This window comes from Skermanella sp. TT6 (genome assembly GCF_016653635.2).
Taxonomy (GTDB): domain Bacteria; phylum Pseudomonadota; class Alphaproteobacteria; order Azospirillales; family Azospirillaceae; genus Skermanella; species Skermanella cutis.
Map to the genome: position 1 here is coordinate 167,185 of NZ_CP067421.1, position 19,384 is coordinate 186,568.

The following is a 19,384-nucleotide window of genomic DNA, read 5'->3' on the forward strand; positions in this document are numbered from 1 at the left end:
CACGACAGGGAGAGCATCGTCGATGGAACTGCCCCGTGAATTGGGTCGCTATGTCCTGCTGGAGCGTATCGGTTCCGGTGCGATGGGGTCGGTGTTCCGGGGTGAAGACCCGGTGATCGGACGTCCGGTAGCGGTCAAGGCGATCCACGCGAGCCTGCTGAACCCCGGCGACCGGGACCAGCATCTGGCGCGCTTCAAGGTCGAGGTGAAGTCGGCCGGACGCTGCCAGCATCCGAACATCGTGGCGATCTACGACTACCTCGAGCAGGAAGGCGACCCCCACATCGTGATGGAACTGGCACCGGGCAGGTCGCTCCAGCATCTGATGACCGCGCAGCGCCGGCTCCCCGTCACGCATGCGGCCGATCTGGTCGGGCAGCTGCTGGCGGCTCTCGGCCACGCGCACGGGCGCGGCGTGATCCATCGCGACATAAAGCCGGCCAATCTCATCATCGATGGGGATCGGCGGCTGAAGGTCACGGATTTCGGCATCGCCCGCCTGGGCGGCGGCGATATCACGGTCAACGGGATGATGCTCGGCACTCCCGCCTTCATGGCTCCCGAACAACTCAAGGGCGACGATCTGGATCACAGGGCCGACCTGTTCTCCGCCGGCATGGTGCTGCTGCATCTGGTCACCGGCCGCCTGCCCTATGAAGGGGCGAGCCTGGCCGGTTTGCTGGTCGAGCTTGCCTCCGACCGCCCTGTCGATCCCCACCGTGCCGGCGATTTCGATCCGCGCCTGACGCCCGTGCTGAAACGCGCCCTGGCGAAGCATCCCGATGAGCGCTTCGAGACCGCCGGCGCTTTCGCGGAGGCCCTTGCATCGGCCCTGTCGGGGCCGGATGACAGCGAGCTCTGGCCTTCCGAGGCGCCGGCGGCCACCGGCGGCTTGCAATCCGACTTCATCGAGCGCGTCGAGCGCGAATTGATGGAAGTGACCGGACCGATAGCCCGCATCCTGGTGCGCGAAGCGGGGAAACGCGCCGCGTCGGAGGAGCAAATGGTCTCCCGGCTGGCGGCCGGCATTCCCGACGCGCGAAGCCGCGACCGGTTCCTCCATGCGCTCGCGGGGCGCGGGCCGAAGGCGCCCCCTTCCCCTCCCTCTCCCGAGGCCGGCGGCGCTGGATTGCCGATATCGCCCGAGGCGCTGGAGGCGGTACAGACCCTGCTGGTCAGCTTCATCGGACCCTTCGGGCGTGTCCTGGTCCGCCAGGGATCGGTGCGGGCGGCATCGATCAGCCAATTCTATGACCAGTTGGCCGTTCACATAAAGCACGAGAAGGATCGGGAAGAATTCCGCAGGAAATTCCTGGAGAAAGTACCGCCGAAACCTTGACGGCGTTCCGGACCACGCCGCAGCGGCATCGGAATATCGATAGACCGGCTTTGCATGAAGACTTCGCCTCACTGAATGATAACCATGACACGACGATCCCCGACCGCCGGTTTCCGGCATTTCGGGCATGCCCGTTGAAGAAAGTTCGCTGCGATGACGATCATTACCCGCGACACCGTATTCGGCCGGCTCGGCGAGCTCCCGATGAAATCCCTCCAGGGCGCCTTCGAGTTCGCGACCCTGCGCGGCGATACTTACATCGAACCGGTACATTGGCTCGACCGCTGGCTGCGCGCCGAGGACAGCGATGCCTCGCTGATCCTCGACCGGCTACAGGTGCCGCGCGACGCCTTGCTGAAGGACATCGAGGCCGCGCTCTCGGGCCTGGTCCGGGAACGCTCCTCCCGGCTCGACTTCTCCCGCGAGCTCGAACTCGTCATGGAGCGGGGCTGGATCAGCGCAAGCCTGCTGTTCGGCCGATCCAGGATGCGCACCGGCCACCTGCTGCATGGCATGCTCGAGGACACGCGGCTGCGCCGGCTGGCCTGCGACATCTCACCGCTTTTCAAGCGCGTCGAGGCGGCGGTCATCGCGGAGCGCTTCGGCGACCTGACGCGGGGATCGTCCGAGGACGCCATCGATCCTTCAGGCAATGCTTCCCCGGTGGCGGCCGCGCATCTCGCCGGTCACGAGACGGCCTTGGACCGGTATGTCACCGACCTGACCGCCGAAGCGGAGGCCGGGCGGATCGATCCGGCGACGGGCCGCGAACGCGAGGTCCGACTGATCGTCGATATCCTGATGCGGCGCCGGCAGAACAACCCGATCGTCGTCGGCGAAGCCGGCGTCGGCAAGACCGCCGTCGTGGAAGCCCTGGCCGCACGGATCGCCAAAGGCGACGTACCGCCCGCCATGCGCGATGTCAGGCTGCTGTCGCTCGACCTCGCCGCTCTCCAGGCCGGAGCTTCGGCGAAGGGCGAGTTCGAGAACCGCCTGAAGCAGGTGATCACCGAAATCGGCGGATCGGCAAGGCCGATCGTCCTGTTCATCGACGAGGCGCATTCCCTGATCGGCGCGGGCGGGGCCGCCGGAACGGGCGATGCCGCCAACCTGCTCAAGCCGGCGTTGGCGCGGGGGACCCTGCGCACGATCGCCGCCACGACCTGGGCGGAATACAAGAAGCATATCGAGAAGGACCCGGCGCTGTCCCGCCGGTTCCAGGTCGTTCAGGTCGACGAGCCGGACGAGGAGCGCGCCGTCGCCATGCTGCGCGGGATGGTGCCGGTCTTCGCCGAACATCACGGGATCGCCGTCCTGGACGAGGCGGTCGTGGCGGCGGTCCGCTTCTCGCACCGATACATCCAGGCCCGCCAACTGCCGGACAAGGCGGTTTCGGTGCTGGACACGGCATGCGCGAGGGTGGCGCTGAGCCGGAACGCCGTGCCGGCAGGCATCGAGGACTCGATGCGGCGGATCGGGGATCTCGATGCCGAACTGACGGTCCTGGCGGCGGAGCGGCGGGTCGGCCGTCCGGACGAAGCGCGGGAAGACCTGGTTTCCGGCCGATTGGTCGCGGAACGGTCGGCACTGGCCGGGCTCCAGGCGCGTCATGCCGAGGAGTCCGCCCTGGTGTCGCAGATCGTCGCACTGGAAGCCCGTCTGCGCGATCGGGAGTCGCAGGACGAACTCGACAGGCTCCGGGGGCTGCGGGTCGACCTCGCGGCGCTTCAGGGGGATCGTCCGCTGGTGCTGCCCGCGGTCGACGAACAGGCGGTGGCGGCCGTCATCGAAGGCTGGACCGGCATCCCCGTCGGCCGGATGCTGTCCGACGAGATCGACGCCGTCCTGGCTTTGGCCGATACGCTGAAGCGCCGCGTGATCGGCCAGGACCACGCGCTCGACGCCATCGCAAGACGGATCGAAACCGCCCGGGCCGGCCTGGGCGACCCATCCAAGCCCAAGGGCGTGTTCCTGCTGGTCGGCCCGTCCGGCGTCGGCAAGACCGAGACCGCCCTGGCGCTCGCGGAAAGCCTGTTCGGCAGCGACGACAACGTCGTCACGATCAACATGTCGGAATTCCAGGAGGCGCACACCGTCTCGACGCTGAAAGGCTCGCCGCCGGGCTATATCGGATATGGCGAAGGCGGGCGCCTGACCGAAGCGGTGCGCCGCAAACCCTACAGCGTCGTCCTGCTCGACGAGATCGAGAAGGCGCATCCCGACGTCCACGAGATCTTCTTCCAGGTTTTCGACAAGGGCTGGATGGAAGACGGCGAGGGCCGGAGGATCGATTTCCGCAACACGATCATCCTTCTGACGTCGAATGTCGGGTCCGACCTGATCCTGCGGTTGTGCCAGGATGCCGCGCGGCTGCTGGCGCCCGACGGCATTTCCCGCGCCCTTCGCGATCCGCTGCTGGAGGTTTTCCCGGCGGCGCTGCTCGGCCGCCTCTCGATCGTTCCCTATTATCCGCTGACGGACGTGATGCTCGATCGCATCATCGGCCTGCGCCTGGACTCCGTCCGGAACCGCATCGAAGCAAGCTGGAATGTGCCGTTCACCTATGCCGAGACGCTGGTCAGTTATATCCGCGCACGCTGCGACGAGGTGGAAAGCGGAGGAAGGATGATCGACGCCATCATAACCGGAACGCTTCTGCCGGATATCAGCCGGGAGATCCTGAGACGGCTGCAGGACCGGCAGCCGCTGGCCGGCATCCATGTCGGCGCGGACGGGGGAGAGCTGCGCTACGAGTTCACGTGAGGCTTCCGCGCGGCAGGATCGCATCCTGCCACGTTACCGGCGTAACCGTCTTCCGCCATGCTGACATACGACGGCAGCTTGAAGCGACGATGATCCGAAGTCACACGAGGCAAGCGGATGGCCCCGAGGCCGGGCGCCCGCGAAAGACGTAAGGTGACTCACGATCATGCAAACCGGTTTCGGAAGTAGCGTCGAACGACCCCGTCTGCTGTCGGTTGGCTCCCCTCCCCGGCAGGATAGCGGACGGCATCCATCACCGCACAGGCGGGTCAATCTCGCGGGTGTCGATCTCAATCTGTTGGTGGCACTCGAGGCGCTGCTGGCGGAGCGCAACGTAACGCACGCGGCCGACAGGGTCGGTCTGAGCCAGCCGGCGATGAGTCGCGCCCTGGGCCGGCTGCGAGGCCTGTTCGATGACGAGTTGCTGGTGCGATCGTCCTCCGGCCTCGTGCCGACCGCGCGCTCCGAGCAACTGGCGGCCGAACTGCCCGAAGCCTTGAACATGCTGCGCACTCTCCTGGCATCGCGGGAAACGGCGCCGGGATCGTGGGAAGCCACGGTGAACATCGACCTGCCGGATCATCAGGCGCTGGATCTGTTGCCACGGCTGCTCCCCCGCTTGCGGGAAGCCGCTCCGGGCGTCACCGTCGTCACCGCCCCTCTCGGCACCCGGACGCTGCGCGCCCTTGAAAGCGGGGGCGTCGATCTGGCCGTCGGTCAGCTCAGGACCACTCCCTTCGGCTTCTACCGCCGCACCATCCTGACTGATCGGTTCGTCTGCCTGCTGCGCGCGGGTCACCCGGCACTCCAGGGCGGGACGGCGGAGGCGCAAAGCTTGTCCGGCCTCCGCCATGTCGCGATCGCCCCGCCGGCCCTGGAGGAGCCCGGCCTTGTCTACGATGCCGTCGCGATGCTGGAAGTCCCCGACCCTAGTCCGGTCGTGGTCCAGAACACGATGGCGGCGGCGATGCTGGTCGCCGAAACCGACATGGTCCTGACCATACCGCGCCGGACCGCGACCCGCATCGCGCGAATGCTGCCGCTGGCCATCACGGCACCCCCGGCCCCCCTGCCGGCCTACGAGCTGTCGCTGGTGTGGCACGAGCGTCTTCATCGCGATCCGAACTGCGCGTGGCTGCGCGGCGAGCTGGCGGCCTCCCTGGCCCCGGCAGCCGGCCCGTCGGCGGGGAAGGCCGGCGCACACCCCCTCGCCGGAGCCGCGTGAAAGCCGCCCCCCGGAGACCATTGACCGTACCGATCCTCATTTTGAAACGGGAGCATAACGCCATGCCCTATCCGGCCGCATCAGGCGATCTTCTGACCGATAACCGCTACGCGGAATTGTCCTCGCCGGCGCTCGACGCAAGGAAAATCAAGCTCAGGTGGATGAGGGGCGTGGAACGGATCGGTGAACCATTCCTGTTCGAAGCCAAGGTTATCAGCAGCGAACCGATCAGGGATATGTCTCCCCTGATCGGGCAGTCCGCCACGACGGCCCTGAAGCTGTCGGGAGGAAAGACGCGATACTATAACGGTCTCATCACGCGATGCTGCTACGTGGGCATAGACGATACCCGGCGTACGAACTATCTGCTGGAAATCCGCCCATGGCTGTGGCTGCTCGATCAGCGGCGAAACTCGCGCATATTCCAGAACAAGCCGACGCTGGACATCGTCAGGACCATCTTCGCCGACCATCCGCAGGCGACCTTCATCGACCGCACCAAGCCGAGCGGCCTGCCGCCGCTGGAATATTGTGTCCAGCATGAGGAGTCGGACCTTGCCTTCGTCAGCCGGCTGCTGGAACGCGAAGGCATCTATTACTACTTCGACCATTCCGCCGACCGGCACGAACTCGTCCTGGTCAACGACACGTCGGCGCACAAGCCATGCGATCCGGAAGAGATCGAAACCCATCTGAACCTGAAGAACCCGGGCATCCGCGACGACATCATCTGGGAATGGCAGGAGGAGGCGGCCCTGGTCCCCAGCCAGGTGATGCTGAACGACTACGACTTCGAGAAGCCGAACGCCGACCTCAAGCGGATCTGCCCGATCGCCGGGACCGCACCGGGCAAGCGCGAGACCTACCATCATCCGGGCACCTACCGTTCGCTGGCCGAGGGACAGGTGCTCGCAAGGATTCGTGCCGAGGAAATCGCCTGCCGGCAATCCCGCGTCATGGTTTCGGGAAATCTTCGGCCGCTCAAGCCCGGCTATGTCTTCAAGGCTGGCAATCCCTTCGACGTGACCGAGGGCGCCGGCACCCGCCAGAACAGGAAAAGCTACCTGGTAATCGGCACGACCTTCGAAATCCAGGGAGAGGGCGGAACCCGCGAGGACGGCGACCAGGATCGCTGGTTCCTGTACCGGGGCCGGGTCGAAGCCCTGGCGGCGACCACCCCCTACCGGCCGCCCCTGCGGACCCCCGCGCCGGTGGTCGCCGGACCGCAGACGGCACTCGTCGTCGGTCATCCCGGCGAGGAGATCACGACCGACCGTTTCGGCCGCATCAAGGTGCAGTTCCACTGGGACCGCTACGGCAAGAAGGACGGCAACAGCTCCTGCTGGGTCCGGGTCGTCCAGAGCCTGGCGGGACAAGGATGGGGAGGACTGGTGACGCCGCGCATCGGGCAGGAAGTCGTCGTCGCCTTCGAAGGCGGCTGCCCGGACCGTCCGCTGGTGATCGGTGCGGTCCATAACCAGACCAACATGCCCGCCGCCAACCTGCCGCGGGATGCGACCCGCTCCGTCTTCAAGACCCGGACGTCGCCTGACGGACTCGGCGCCGGCAACGAACTGAGGTTCGAGGATCTTCGCGGATCGGAGCATGTCTACCTCAAGGCGCAGCGCAACCACGTGGTCGACGTGACCAACCTGTACGCGGTGGAGGCCGGCGGAAGCGCTACGATCACGTCGAAGTCCCGCACCGTCCTGGAAGGGGCCATGGTTCCGGGCGGCGCGATCGGCAGCAGGATCGAGGTAACGCCGCAGGGAATCGCCTTGCGCGTGACCGGCCCGGCCGGGCTTCAAAGCCTCGTGCTGGGGCCGGACGGAATCACCCTGGAGGGTCTGACGATCAAGCTGATGTCCAAGGGGATGATCTTCACGAAACCCGTGCCGCTGCCCCTGCCCCCGCCGATCGCGGCGGCGTTCGAAGCAGCCCAGGTCCCTCTGGTCGCGAAGGCGCGGACGGACGCCCAGCTGGATGCCGCCGAGGCCGAGCGCGACCGGACCTGAGAACGGCGCCGGCGCCGGTTACGTGCGCCGGGATCCGCCGTGAAGGCGGCATGAGGATCCATGCCGCCTTCATGACCGGCTAGTAAGCGTCGACCGGGTAGCAGGTCACGATCTTGTAGCCGCCCTTGCCATCCGTCTCGACGATGGCGGTCAGCGACCGGAGCTTGCCGTTCCGGCATTCCGCGTAAGCGCCTTGAACTCCCATCGTGCCTTCCGCGATCCTGACGGTGATCGACGACGAGCCGACGGATACGTTGGCCAGGTTGATCCGCTCCTTCTTCTTCGAGGATTTGATCCGCTCGAGATCGCGCTTGCCGTTCGACGTCTTGAAGTAAGCGGATAGTGCCTCATTCTGGTCGCCGGACGACTTGAAGGTCGAAAACTTCGTTCCGACCCGGAAATTATTGTTGAAGCGGGCGATCAGTTCGGCATCGCTCTTGTCGGCATGCCGGTCGCGCGAATGCATCGGCGCTCCACGTTGCGACGGAACACCTTCCGACTTGTCGAGTACCCGCTTGGCATCCTTGTTCTTGAACGTGGTTGATTGCGGCATTCCGGTTTTCCTCTTTTCGCGATCGCGGTCATCGGGACTTCAAGCTCGTAACCGCAGGCATTTCGAGGAAAAGCGCCGCCGACGGCATCAAGTCGGATGCGACGCGGGGACCGGCGGATCATGCTTTCCTCTCCTGCTCCGTTACTTGCGGACAGGATCGGGGAAGCCGGCTACCGGATGATTTCAGCTTTCGGCAACAGTATTGCAGACGTAATCGTGACGGTGTCCGGCCCCATGCAGCATCCGCCGCCGGTTACCGAGTCGAAGGGCCTTGACATGACGACCATACTCTCGATCGTGTCGGCCCTGCAGTTCCGGTCGGCGGAACCAGAGCGTGGTCCGCTTCCGCTTGTCAAGCGATTGCCCCGCGTCGCACGACGCGGCGCTGACCACGGTTCCGCTTCCCTGCCCCTGACTGTCCACGATCCGGGGCGACGCACCCTTTGCAGCCCGGGTACCGCCCTCATTGGCGCAGGTCGGTGACCTTGAGCGCTTCCCACATCCAGCCGAAATCATAGGCCGGGTGACCCTGGGCCCGGCTGCGGTGCGCGGTACCGTTCTCCAGGGACTTCAGCCACTCCGCCACCTTGCGTCGCCCCGCCTTGGACCGGGCCGCCTGCCTCGGGCTCTTGCCGTCGAGCATCGGGATCGGCTGGGACAGGATTTCGCGGTAGTGGCGGTCCTCCACCTCGTGCAGCAGGACGGCCATCTCCTCCGGCGGCAGAGGCGGCTCCGGCGGGGACTGATCGTCGCCCCGGGCCGCCTTCTCCGCCATGACCTGTTCGGGCGTCTGCAGCGCCGTCAGCGGAGCGCCCACCAGCGAGCCCAGCGCGCCGGCCAGCAAGCTCCGGCCCCGCTCGGCCCGCTCGGCCGAGTTGGTCTGCAGCACCAGGGCGGTCCCATCCAGCCGGACCGAGCCAAGAATCCGGGCACCGCTCTCGTCATAGCTCTTGATCATCAACGCACCGGGCGAAATGGCCGACACGGCACCGGTCGCGCCGGCCAGCCACGTCCAGGTCGGCTGCCCCGCCTCCGCTCGGACGAGGTCCGGTAGGCCGTCGAGGCAGCGCTCGATCTCCCCGGACCGGGCGGGGTCCGGGATCGGGAACCGCGTCTCGGAGAAGATCAGCGCGTCGCCGTCGAAGTTGACCATGTCGGGCATGGATTGCCCCAGGGCGCGGCGCAGGGTCGCGGCCAGCCAGGCCTGGGTGAACAGCGGCGCCATCTCGCCGAAGATGGCCGCCTCCACCGGGTACTGGTCTAGGAAGCTGTTTGTAGAAGTCAGGCAGGGGCTTCCTCAGCGACGAGGCGCTTGATGCGCCTGGACAGGATGGAAATGAAGGCGATTTCGATGAAGGCGACGAGGTGCTCCTTGGTCCGCTCAAAGATCGTGTTCAACCGCCGATAATTGGCAATCCAGGAGAAGGAGCGCTCCACCACCCAGCAGATTCCAGTTGGAAGGAATTTTCCGTCGCGGCCACGGGCGATGGGTTCGACGGTAATGCCGAGTTTCTTCCCCGATTTGGCCAGACGCTTGCCCCGGTAGCCGAGGTCGCCCAGCGCCGATCCCCGGAAGCCTTTGCCGGAGAGTTCACGGAGCACCGGGACGATACCCTTCGTATCATGCACGTTGGCTGGCGAGACGTCGATCGCCAGCGGGATGCCGTACTTATCGACGCCCAGGTGAACCTTGACGCCGTTGATCCTCTTGCCGCCATCGAAGCCGCGCTTGAAGCAGCTCGGCGCTGAGCGGCAGGATCTGCTGTCGATCACGACAGCCGTCGGCTCCGCGGCATCACCGCAAGCCAGCCGCCAGGTCCGGCGCAGCCGGTCGAGCAGGCGGCGCCACAGGCCGAGCCGGGTCCAGCGGGCGAACAGGGTGAACAGCGTGTTGAACGGGATGTCGCACAGCTGCCCGATGGCGCGCCACTGCATGCCGCAGAAGCAGAGACACCAGATCGTCATGATCGCCTTGCGCAGTGCCGCTCCAGCCAGCGCCGGCTTCGGTCCGGAACGTGTCGGCTTCGTGCCGTCCGCTTCCATCGCCGCAAGTTCCATCAGAACCTCGTCCACGAAGGCATCGACGTCGGCAATGGCGTCCCAGGAGGCCGGAGAAGTCTTGGCGGGTCTGACGGCGGTACCCATATGCTGCTGGCTCGGCGACTGTTAAGGACGGCCCCGGACATAGCCCGCCAGCTGCCTACACGTCAGCCCTTACTCATCTCAAAGTAGCATCCCGCTCCGCACGGCCCAGGATGCCCCGTCTGCGAACAGGTTCTCAACCGCATGCTTGACCTCGGGCGCCCGGACTCCGTCCGCGTCGCGTAATCCGGACGCGGTGAAAGGGGTCCCTGCGACTGAAACTACCTCGCTGCAACAAAGTAACGTGATCGGCTCGGATGCCGCCGGCAAGGTCGCCGCCGTGATCTACAGCCTGGTGGAAGCCTGCCGGTTGAACGGTATCAACCCGGAAGCCTACCTGACCGACGTCATTGGACGGATCGGCCGCACCACAATCCAGGCGCTCGACACCCTGCTGCCGTTCAACTGGCGACCGCCCGACGCCGGCAATCCCGCCGATCCAGGCCGCATGACCATCGCCCCTCACATCGCTGCCGCCTGATCCGGCCGCGCCGAGGTCTCTACCCATCCGCGGATCCTCTCCCTGCCATCATCAGGAATCTACCCGCGTGACAGCGCTCGAGTAGGTGCCTTCGTCGCTGGTTTACGATGCACACGTTCAGCGGTTTGGTTGGCTGCGTCTTCATCGCGCCGTTAAGGAAGGCCCCGATCAATCGGCTGTCGAGATCATCTTAACGATATTCGATATCAATCTGCGCGTTTGAAGTGTGTAGTAACATAAGAAGCTGCGGGCTACATCTTGTCCATGACGAAACCAGGAGGTTCAAATGGCAAAGGCAAGCCTCTTTACACCGCTCCGGCTTGGGGCGCTTCCCCTTAAGCACCGTGTGGTGATGGCCCCGCTTACCCGCATGCGCTCCAAGCAGCCGGGCGACGTTCCACATGAACTCAACGCGGAGTATTATGGACAGCGCGCCAGCGACGGCGGGCTCCAGATCAGCGAAGCGACCGACATCACGCCTCAGGCACATGGCTATCCTTGGGTACCGGGTATCTATTCGGACGATCAGATTGCCGGTTGGCGCCTCGCGACAGATGCCGTTCACGCAAAAGGCGGCTTTTTCTTCAATCAGATCTGGCACGTCGGCCGCATCTCACATTCGACGATGCAGCCGGGAGGCGCACTGCCGGTCGCGCCGTCTGCGATTGCAGTTTCGGGCGATCACATGGATGCACAGGGCAATGTTGCCCCATTTGAGACGCCGCGTGCGCTTCAGACCGACGAGATTGCTGCGATCATCGGCGATTTCGTCCAGGCTGCCTGCAACTCGCGCAGGGCTGGCTTCGATGGTGTCGAGATCCACAGCGCGAATGGCTATCTGCTGGACCAGTTCCTGCACAATGGCAGCAACCAGCGCACCGACGAATATGGCGGCTCGATCGAAAATCGTGCTCGCCTGCTTCTCGAAGTGGTCGACGCTGTCGCAGCCGCGATCGGTGCAGATCGTGTTGGTGTTCGATTGTCGCCATGGAGCGGCATTCTGGAAATGAAGGACTCGGCTGGCCTAGCGCTGTGGGAATATGTGATCAGGGAGCTCGGCAAGCGCAAAATTGCCTATCTCCACCTGATCGAGCCGCGCTCGGATTTCACCAACGACGAAAAGCCGCTTGACATGGACGCGCCCGACGTCGCTTCGCTGTTCAAGAAGGCCTTCGGCGGTCCGATCATCTCTGCCGGCGGCTTTGTTCCAGAAACTGCGGCAGCGGCCGTAGCCTCCGGCAATTCCGATGCCATCGCTTTTGGCCGCTCGTTTATTTCCAATCCCGATTTGCCAGAGCGAGTCCGGAAGGGCGCTCTGCTGAACAAGCACAATCGGGCGACTTTCTACGGCGGTGGAGCCGAAGGATACACCGATTATCCGTTCCTCAATGCCGCCACGGCTGCCTGATCGATCGGGTCAGCCAGGGGCACTGTCAACTTGATCGGCGTCTGACCGCGGTGGGGGGGCAATGTCACGGCAACAGTGGCGCTCCGAAAGCGGCGACGATAATCTGCCTGGATGCAACCGATCTCGTATGCCCGCCACCAATTTCCGCCGGTCGTCATCCAGCATGCCGTGTGGCTTTATCTCCGGTTCACGCTGAGCTACCGGGACATTGAGGAGCTGCTGGCGGAGCGCGGACTGGATGTCTCCTATGGCCCGACAATCAGGATAGGAATAGCGTCAATCAGGGTCGGAATGGAATGTCGCGGTCGTGACGGAGGGCGGGCGTAGCCCGACCGTAGTCACGACCGCGACACCGACATCCTTTCCTGGAAAAGGACGTCGCTGACGGAAGCGGTGAATGCGGCCAGGATCGAGGATCTTCACGCCAATGAGGAACCGCGATCTTGCCGGGCACACACATCACCGACCGCCAAGTGAGCCTTTACATGAAAAACCGACAAACCAACACTCCCGCCGTCGCTGCGGCCAAGGCCGGGTTCAGCACGTCAACCGCCTACCGCATCGAGCAGGACCCCCGACCACCCTCGCAGAAGATCTCACCGCGGGGCCGGCGCCGTCCGGATCCGCTGGCCGGGATCTGGGACAGCGAGGTGGTGCCGATGCTCAAAGCCGCTCCGGGCCTGCGCTCGATCGCCGTGTTCGCCGAGATGCGCCGGCGGCATCCGGACCTGAGCGAGAAGGTCCGCCGAACGCTGGAGCGCCGGATCCGGGCCTGGCGAGCCGTCAACGGTCCGGACCAGGACGTCATCTTCCGGCAGCACCATGAGCCGGGCAAGATGGGCTTGTCGGACTTCACGGACATGGGCGACGCCGCCGTGTCCGTTGCCGGGCAGCCGCTCGATCACCGTCTCTTCCACTTCCGCCTGGCCTATTCCGGCTGACAGCACGCCCATGTCATCCTGGGCGGCGAGAGCTTCGTCGCCCTGGCCGAAGGGCTGCAGAACGCGCTCTGGTCGCTCGGCGGGGCGCCGGCGGACCATCGCAGCGACAGCCTGTCGGCGGCGTTCCGCAACCTGGACCGGGATGCCGCCGAGGACCTGACCCGCCGCTATGAGGACCTGTGCCGCCATTACGGCATGGTCCCGAGCCGCAACAACCGCGGCCTCGCCCACGAGAACGGCTCCATCGAGAGCCCGCACGGCCATCTCAAGCGCGCCATCGACGATGCGCTGCTGCTCCGCGGCAGCCGGGACTTCCCCGACCTGCCGGACTACCGCCGCTTCATAGACGAGGTGGTCGGCCAGCAGAACGCCCGCCGGGCCAAGGCGATCGAGGTGGAGCGGGCATCGTCAAGTTGTTGGGCGGGAGCCGAGAGCTGGGCGAGCTTGACGGCACATAAAGCAAGGTCGGGCTATGCAGCCGGCTCGATGCCGCAGACGTCGTGCCACGCCTGGAAGGCACGGTCGCGATCGGCGCGGTAGTCGGTTGCAGACGTCAGATGGCGGGGCGGGAGAAAGAGGTTGTTGATCTGATCGTGGGCGGACAGAAAGCGCTGAGCCTGTCGAGCCGACTTGAACCGCTTCATCTGGCGTTCGCGTCGCCTTGTTGGCTGGTGAGAGTTTTCCGCCCGGTTGTTGAGGCCCTTATGCTGGCGGTGCTCGACGCCCGGCATGATCTCCTTCTTGGCCGCGCCGTAGGAGCCCAGTTTATCCCTGATCATGACCCGAGGAGTTCGGCATTGCCGCTTCAGCAGCTTGCGGAGCAGCCGCTTGGCCGCCTTCTTGTCGCGTCGGCGCTGAACCAGAACGTCCAGCACGACGCCGTGCTGATCCACGGCGCGCCAGAGATAGTGCGTCTTGCCGGCGATCTTGAGAACGACCTCATCCATATGCCACTTATCACCGGGCCGGGGCAGCCGCCGGCGGATGATGTTGGCGAACTCCTGGCCAAACTTGAGGGCCCACTGCCGGATCGTCTCGTGGCTGACCTCGATGCCCCGGAAAGCCAGCATCTCCCCGACCATCCGAAGGCTGAGCGGAAAGCGATAGTACAGCCAGACCGTGTAGCTGATCAGTTCCGGAGGGAAGCGGTGGCCGGCATAGAGGGACTTGGTCGAGGTCGTCATGCTGGCCTCATAACCAACCCGTGCTGCTCCGGCAACCCAGCCCGCCGGCAACTTGACAATGTCATCCTACGGCCACTCAACGGATCTCGCTACACCCCCCAGCCCTCATGAATTTTCCCGGCTAGGAGGTGGCGCGGCCGGAACCTGGATGAGGTTCAGGAAGGACATGGCGACCTCGTCACGTTGATTGGTGACGGTCATCCTCATCTGGACCGTCCCGCGATCGGGTTTCGAACGTGACCGAGCGACTGCGACAATCTCCCGTCGGATGCTGAGGATGTCGCCGGGCCGTACAGGCTGCAGCCAATACAGTTGATCAACGCTCAGCCCCAACAGAGGCGTGTCACCGAACGGCTTCTGGTCCACGAAGTCGCGCATGACCAGGGCGGCAACATGCCAGCCACTTGCGATGACGCCGCCGAACCGCCCTTGGGCCGCCGACGGGTCGAGGTGCATGGGCTGCGGATCGAACTTCTCTGCGAATCTCACGATATCCGCTTCGGTCACGGTGACGGGACCGCCTTCCCAGACATCCCCTACCGTCAGGTCCTCCAGGTAGAGCGCCCTCACGGTCAGGTCCTCGCGCCGGGTGCATCCCAACTCGGCTTCGTGCGCCAGGCTGCATTCGTCAGAGGCGTGGCGAACACCGACTTGTTGATGGGAACCTGCGAGTCCCGCAGGAAGGCGGTGTCGCGATCGGTCGCATCGGCCACGAAGCCCGCCTTGAACTTCTCCAGGCTCACGAAGCCGTCGCTCTGTGTGTCGATCACAAACTCGGTGGCGGCGAGGAAGCCTTCGTACTGCTGGGCCGTGGTCTCCCCGACCGCGGGCGCGAGGGCCGAGACGTAGACGAGACCCGCGACCTTAGGATGGATCCCGGCCTCGGTGATGATCGTTCTGCCCCAGCTGTGTCTCACGAGGATGACGCGGCCCGGCTGGCGATCGATGACCCTTCGGGTCGCATCGACGTCGTCCTTGAGCGACGTCAGCGGATTTTGGGCGATTGCGATGCGATAGCCGCGCGCCATGAGGTCGTCATAGACGGTGCGCCACCCTGAGCCGTTGGCGAAGGCGCCGTGGACCAGGACGACGCTAGTGACGTTCTGTCGTCCGTCGGCCGGCTGCGCGTCGGCGGCGCTGGCGATGAAAAGCGCCGCTGCGGCGCCAAGTGCGATCTCTCGAACCTTTGCGGTCATGTCAGGCTCCTTGCTCGTATCTTCGGTGGAAGGTAAAAGATAACGGTATTTGTTTGTAGCCGTTCAGAATGTTAGGCTAGATAACGATTTTCGTGGGGTGACGATGGACTCCGAAGGACTTGAGGTTTTCCTGACGGCGGTGCGGAAGGGCAGTCTTTCCGCGGCGGCAAAGCACCTTAAGCTGACGCCGATGTCCACGACCCGACGGTTAGTGGCCCTGGAGGAGGAGCTTGGCGTCCGCCTTATCCATCGCACGTCCCGGCGTCTGGCGCTCACGCCGGAAGGCGAGGCCTTCCTGCCTTTCGCCGCCGAGCTCGTCAACACCCAGGAAGCTGCGCGGGCCGCGCTCAGCCCGGAGGAGGGCGGCGCGACGGGACTGCTGAGGGTCACGGCGCCCGTGACCCTCGGCCGCAAGAGGATCCTGCCGATCATCCCCGGACTGCTCGAGGAGAACCCGCGCCTCAGGATCGAGCTCGACCTGAATGACGCCATGGTCGACATCGTCGCCTCCGGCGTCGACCTCGCGATCCGGATCGCACCGCTCAAGGATTCCGGGCTGATCGCGCGTCGGCTCGTCGACAATCCCAAGCTGATCTACGCGGCTCCGGCCTACCTGGAGCGCCACGCCGCGCCGCGCACGATCGACGATCTTGAACATCATGAGTGCCTGACGTGGACGAACTTCACCCACTGGCAGTTCGTGGTCGACGGCAAGGACCGGTCGGTTCGGGTGAGCGGCCGGTTCTCCTCGAGCAGCGTCGACGGCTTCTTGTCGGCCTGCGTCGAGGGGCTCGGCTTGGCGCAACTCTCCGCCTGGGACGCCCAGGACGAGGTCGCGAAAGGGAAGCTTGTTTCCGTGCCGATCGACGGCGCGTCGCCGCGGGACCTTGCGATCTGGGCCGTGTTCCCGTCGCGGCGGCAGGTCCTTCCCAAGCTCCGGATTTTCCTGAACAGGTTCCAGAGAAGCTTGGTCTGAGGCGCCCGTAGAGGGTCGCGGTGCAGGCCGCTTAAGCCCGGCGTGCAGTGTGTATCGGCGTGACATTGGTGCGAAAATGGTGACCGAGCTGGCGTCCGGGAGTCAGGTCGGCACCGTCAAGTTGGCGGCGGGTCGGGTTGCCTGAGTAGCGCAGGTCACGTATGGTGCATATTTTCATCGATTTCGGCCAGTTGTGTTCATGGAAACCGGACACCGATGTTCATCGAAACCGGACAGCCGTTTTCATGATTTCGGCCACCCGTTTTCAACCCGGACAGCACCCGTGAAAGGCGAGTTGGGCGTCTGACCTCACAGGCGCGGTATGACTGTCCCCTTTGGTCCAGTCCAGGGGGCGACGCGTGCCGCGGGAAAGGTCAGACGACATTGTCAAGTTGCCGGCGGGCTGGGTTGCCGGAGCAGCACGGGTTGGTTATGAGGCCAGCATGACGACCTCGACCAAGTCCCTCTATGCCGGCCACCGCTTCCCTCCGGAACTGATCAGCTACACGGTCTGGCTGTACTATCGCTTTCCGCTCAGCCTTCGGATGGTCGGGGAGATGCTGGCTTTCCGGGGCATCGAGGTCAGCCACGAGACGATCCGGCAGTGGGCCCTCAAGTTTGGCCAGGAGTTCGCCAACATCATCCGCCGGCGGCTGCCCCGGCCCGGTGATAAGTGGCATATGGATGAGGTCGTTCTCAAGATCGCCGGCAAGACGCACTATCTCTGGCGCGCCGTGGATCAGCACGGCGTCGTGCTGGACGTTCTGGTTCAGCGCCGACGCGACAAGAAGGCGGCCAAGCGGCTGCTCCGCAAGCTGCTGAAGCGGCAATGCCGAACTCCTCGGGTCATGATCAGGGATAAACTGGGCTCCTACGGCGCGGCCAAGAAGGAGATCATGCCGGGCGTCGAGCACCGCCAGCATAAGGGCCTCAACAACCGGGCGGAAAACTCTCACCAGCCAACAAGGCGACGCGAACGCCAGATGAAGCGGTTCAAGTCGGCTCGACAGGCTCAGCGCTTTCTGTCCGCCCACGATCAGATCAACAACCTCTTTCTCCCGCCCCGCCATCTGACGTCTGCAACCGACTACCGCGCCGATCGCGACCGTGCCTTCCAGGCGTGGCACGACGTCTGCGGCATCGAGCCGGCTGCATAGCCCGACCTTGCTTTATGTGCCGTCAAGCTCGCCCAGCTCTCGGCTCCCGCCCAACAACTTGACGATGCCCTCCAACGCCATTTGGTTTCCCGCCGCACCCTGCGCTCCTTCCGGGCGCAGGCCAGGACCGATTGGAACGCTGCGGCCGCTACGGCCTAACCGTCACCTGAAACTTAAGATCTCTGCGTGCTGGTTCTTTTGCCGTGACAATGCCAGGTGAACGGGTACCGCGCGTTCGCGGACTTCAGGAGCGTACTTGGGTGATGCCTGTTTCGTCATGATGACCCCAGTCTCTCAAGAAACGGGGCCTCCGGTAAACCCGGCGCGGTTCAGCACCTCACGAAGTTCGTTACTTTATATAACGCAATGGGCATATAGAACCGAATACCGTGAATAGCTATGTTTTTGTCCATAGCAATTCAGATGAGGCAACCATGGCAAATGATCCTCCTAATGGCCTCGACGTCTTGGCCCTTCGCGATACAGCTGCAGTCATCGCATCCGATCCCGCAAAAGGTGCGGCACGATTCCATGTCCGCACCCTCTGGGACGGAGGAACCCGCAGCCGGTCGACCGTCACCGGGTATGAGCTGGGCGGTCAAGTCATCGAGCGCCGGTTCGAGATCAAGTCCGATGAGCCGCTCGAACTGCTCGGCGGAAATTCGGCACCCAATCCGCAAGAGCTCTTGATGGCGGCCGTCAATGCTTGCATGACCGTAGGCTACGTCGCAAATGCCGCGCTAATGGGTGTTAGCCTTTCGGCCCTGGAGATCGAAATGCAAGGGACGCTCGACCTGCGTGGATTTCTAGGACTTAGCGACGATGTTCCTGCGGGCTACCAGAGCCTTGACTATACAGTCCGGATAGCTGGCGATGGTACAGCTCAACAATTTGCCACAATTCATGAGGCCGTTATGCGGACCTCGCCCAACTACTTCAACATGGCTCACCCGATTTCCATGAACGGGCGCCTCGACATTCTCTAGCCTGCTAAGGCTAGGAATGATTGAGCCCTGGTGGAGGAATACGGTAGCGAGGGCCAGTCCAAGCTGGTGTTTGAACAAGAAGCGGCGATACCTGTACTTGCCCTCGCTAGTTTGGACGTATTCTCGATCATAGAATTTCCGTCAATAACGCATGACACCTACAAGATGAACGAATTCTTCACGCCGAATTTGGGTAACTGCTCACCCCCTAGTTCTGGCCGGTGAGCTGCTGATATTGCACCATTTTCGGGTTCTGCAACCGTGCTCCGTAATGAAGTAACGGCTCGCGGCGGGTTTCGCCACAAGCAATCGTTTTACTTGCTCAGCCGTTCCGCCAAAGAGCAGAGCAAATCGTTACTTTGACACCCCTTAAGCGCATCGTCGCCTAAACCCAATGGCGTCAATGCGTTACCGAGCGTCAGGGAGGTGAGCAATCGCGAATTTGGGGGCTTAGGCGAGAGCGGATGCTTAGTCGGCTCGGCCGGTCTCATACACTCTCAAAAACCTGATGACCGGGCAGTGCGCCGGTCAGGCGGCCCATTTGGTGGAGCATAGACATGGTGACTTTTACTCTCAATGGAACAGAGCGAACATTCGACGGAGATCCCGACACGCCGCTTCTATGGGTCATCCGGGATTTCGAGAAACTGACGGGCACCAAGTACGGCTGCGGCATCGCGCAATGCGGAGCCTGCACCGTCCATCTCGACGGCACGCCGCGTCGATCTTGCGTCACACCGGTTTCCATGATCGGCGGTTCGGAGGTGGTAACCATTGAAGGCATCACGGGTCAGGAGGCCGAAGGGATTAAAACCGCATGGGCGGCCATTGACGTTCCCCAATGCGGCTATTGCCAGTCCGGGCAGATCATGTCAGCAGTCGCCTTGCTGCAGATGGTTCCCAAGCCCACCGACAACGACATCGACAGCGCAATGACAGGAAATATCTGTCGATGCGCCACCTATCATCGCATCCGTGCGGCCATTCACTCGGCCGCTAATTCGATGGAGGGTTGAGC

Annotated in this window: 15 protein-coding genes and 3 pseudogenes; 12 read left to right on the top strand and 6 right to left on the bottom strand. The window is 64.1% G+C overall.

The genetic code is table 11. From position 1 onward, the window contains the following. Positions 1 to 22 precede the first annotated feature (22 nt). The 4 genes from IGS68_RS28590 to IGS68_RS28605 all read left to right on the top strand — a co-directional run bounded on the left by IGS68_RS28590 (position 23) and on the right by IGS68_RS28605 (position 7,342). Positions 23 to 1,339: a serine/threonine-protein kinase gene (locus IGS68_RS28590; RefSeq protein WP_201082517.1), complete on the top strand. Its 1,317-nt coding sequence runs from the start codon at positions 23 to 25 to the stop codon at positions 1,337 to 1,339. A 153-nt stretch (positions 1,340 to 1,492) separates the two neighbouring features. Further along, positions 1,493 to 4,102, top strand: coding sequence for a type VI secretion system ATPase TssH (tssH, locus tag IGS68_RS28595; RefSeq protein ID WP_201082519.1), 2,610 nt, complete (start codon positions 1,493 to 1,495; stop codon positions 4,100 to 4,102). A 301-nt stretch (positions 4,103 to 4,403) separates the two neighbouring features. Further along, positions 4,404 to 5,327: a LysR family transcriptional regulator gene (locus IGS68_RS28600; RefSeq protein ID WP_247881475.1), complete on the top strand. Its 924-nt coding sequence runs from the start codon at positions 4,404 to 4,406 to the stop codon at positions 5,325 to 5,327. A 170-nt stretch (positions 5,328 to 5,497) separates the two neighbouring features. Then, positions 5,498 to 7,342, top strand: a complete 1,845-nt coding sequence (locus IGS68_RS28605) for a type VI secretion system Vgr family protein (RefSeq protein WP_201082521.1) — start codon at positions 5,498 to 5,500, stop codon at positions 7,340 to 7,342. Positions 7,343 to 7,421: 79 nt separating this feature from the next. Here the strand turns inward: IGS68_RS28605 and IGS68_RS28610 are convergent, their stop codons facing one another. The 3 genes from IGS68_RS28610 to IGS68_RS28620 all read right to left on the bottom strand — a co-directional run bounded on the left by IGS68_RS28610 (position 7,422) and on the right by IGS68_RS28620 (position 10,040). Next, positions 7,422 to 7,895 (bottom strand): RNase A-like domain-containing protein, encoded by a 474-nt coding sequence (locus IGS68_RS28610; RefSeq protein WP_201082522.1) that lies wholly within the window; start codon positions 7,893 to 7,895, stop codon positions 7,422 to 7,424. Between the two features lie 463 nt (positions 7,896 to 8,358). Next, complete coding sequence (locus IGS68_RS28615) at positions 8,359 to 9,144, bottom strand: hypothetical protein (protein ID WP_201082523.1); 786 nt, start codon at positions 9,142 to 9,144, stop codon at positions 8,359 to 8,361. 32 nt (positions 9,145 to 9,176) lie between these two features. Further along, positions 9,177 to 10,040 (bottom strand): IS5 family transposase, encoded by an 864-nt coding sequence (locus IGS68_RS28620; RefSeq protein WP_201082525.1) that lies wholly within the window; start codon positions 10,038 to 10,040, stop codon positions 9,177 to 9,179. Positions 10,041 to 10,281: 241 nt separating this feature from the next. On the opposite strand from IGS68_RS28620, the gene IGS68_RS28625 reads away from it, so the two are divergent. The 4 genes and pseudogenes from IGS68_RS28625 to istA form a co-directional block, all read left to right on the top strand. Next, entirely contained in the window at positions 10,282 to 10,518 is a 237-nt protein-coding gene (locus IGS68_RS28625; protein WP_201082527.1) for a transposase domain-containing protein, read from the top strand. A 286-nt stretch (positions 10,519 to 10,804) separates the two neighbouring features. Then, complete coding sequence (locus tag IGS68_RS28630; protein WP_201082529.1) at positions 10,805 to 11,926, top strand: alkene reductase; 1,122 nt, start codon at positions 10,805 to 10,807, stop codon at positions 11,924 to 11,926. Positions 11,927 to 12,037: 111 nt separating this feature from the next. Further along, a pseudogene (locus IGS68_RS28635) lies at positions 12,038 to 12,187 on the top strand (IS6 family transposase); the annotation flags it as partial. Positions 12,188 to 12,369: 182 nt separating this feature from the next. Next, a pseudogene (istA, locus tag IGS68_RS28640) lies at positions 12,370 to 13,275 on the top strand (IS21 family transposase); the annotation flags it as partial. Between the two features lie 62 nt (positions 13,276 to 13,337). On the opposite strand, the gene IGS68_RS28645 reads toward istA, so the two are convergent. The 3 genes and pseudogenes from IGS68_RS28645 to IGS68_RS28655 all read right to left on the bottom strand — a co-directional run. Beyond that, a complete protein-coding gene (locus IGS68_RS28645; protein ID WP_201082533.1) occupies positions 13,338 to 14,051 on the bottom strand; it encodes an IS6 family transposase in 714 nt (237 codons plus the stop codon). Positions 14,052 to 14,156: 105 nt separating this feature from the next. After that, the gene (locus IGS68_RS28650) at positions 14,157 to 14,621 is read right to left on the bottom strand and encodes a MaoC family dehydratase (protein WP_371821931.1); all 465 of its coding nucleotides are present in this window, start codon (positions 14,619 to 14,621) and stop codon (positions 14,157 to 14,159) included. Positions 14,622 to 14,647: 26 nt separating this feature from the next. Then, a pseudogene (locus IGS68_RS28655) lies at positions 14,648 to 15,247 on the bottom strand (alpha/beta fold hydrolase); the annotation flags it as partial. Between the two features lie 103 nt (positions 15,248 to 15,350). Between IGS68_RS28655 and IGS68_RS28660 the strand changes: the two are divergent. The 4 genes from IGS68_RS28660 (at position 15,351) to IGS68_RS28675 (ending at position 19,382) form a co-directional block, all read left to right on the top strand. After that, the gene (locus IGS68_RS28660) at positions 15,351 to 16,223 is read left to right on the top strand and encodes a LysR family transcriptional regulator (protein WP_201082819.1); all 873 of its coding nucleotides are present in this window, start codon (positions 15,351 to 15,353) and stop codon (positions 16,221 to 16,223) included. 443 nt (positions 16,224 to 16,666) lie between these two features. Continuing rightward, positions 16,667 to 17,380: an IS6 family transposase gene (locus IGS68_RS28665; RefSeq protein ID WP_201082533.1), complete on the top strand. Its 714-nt coding sequence runs from the start codon at positions 16,667 to 16,669 to the stop codon at positions 17,378 to 17,380. Positions 17,381 to 17,814: 434 nt separating this feature from the next. Next, positions 17,815 to 18,366: an OsmC family protein gene (locus IGS68_RS28670; protein ID WP_201082535.1), complete on the top strand. Its 552-nt coding sequence runs from the start codon at positions 17,815 to 17,817 to the stop codon at positions 18,364 to 18,366. Between the two features lie 557 nt (positions 18,367 to 18,923). Beyond that, complete coding sequence (locus IGS68_RS28675; RefSeq protein WP_201082537.1) at positions 18,924 to 19,382, top strand: (2Fe-2S)-binding protein; 459 nt, start codon at positions 18,924 to 18,926, stop codon at positions 19,380 to 19,382. Positions 19,383 to 19,384 lie beyond the last annotated feature (2 nt).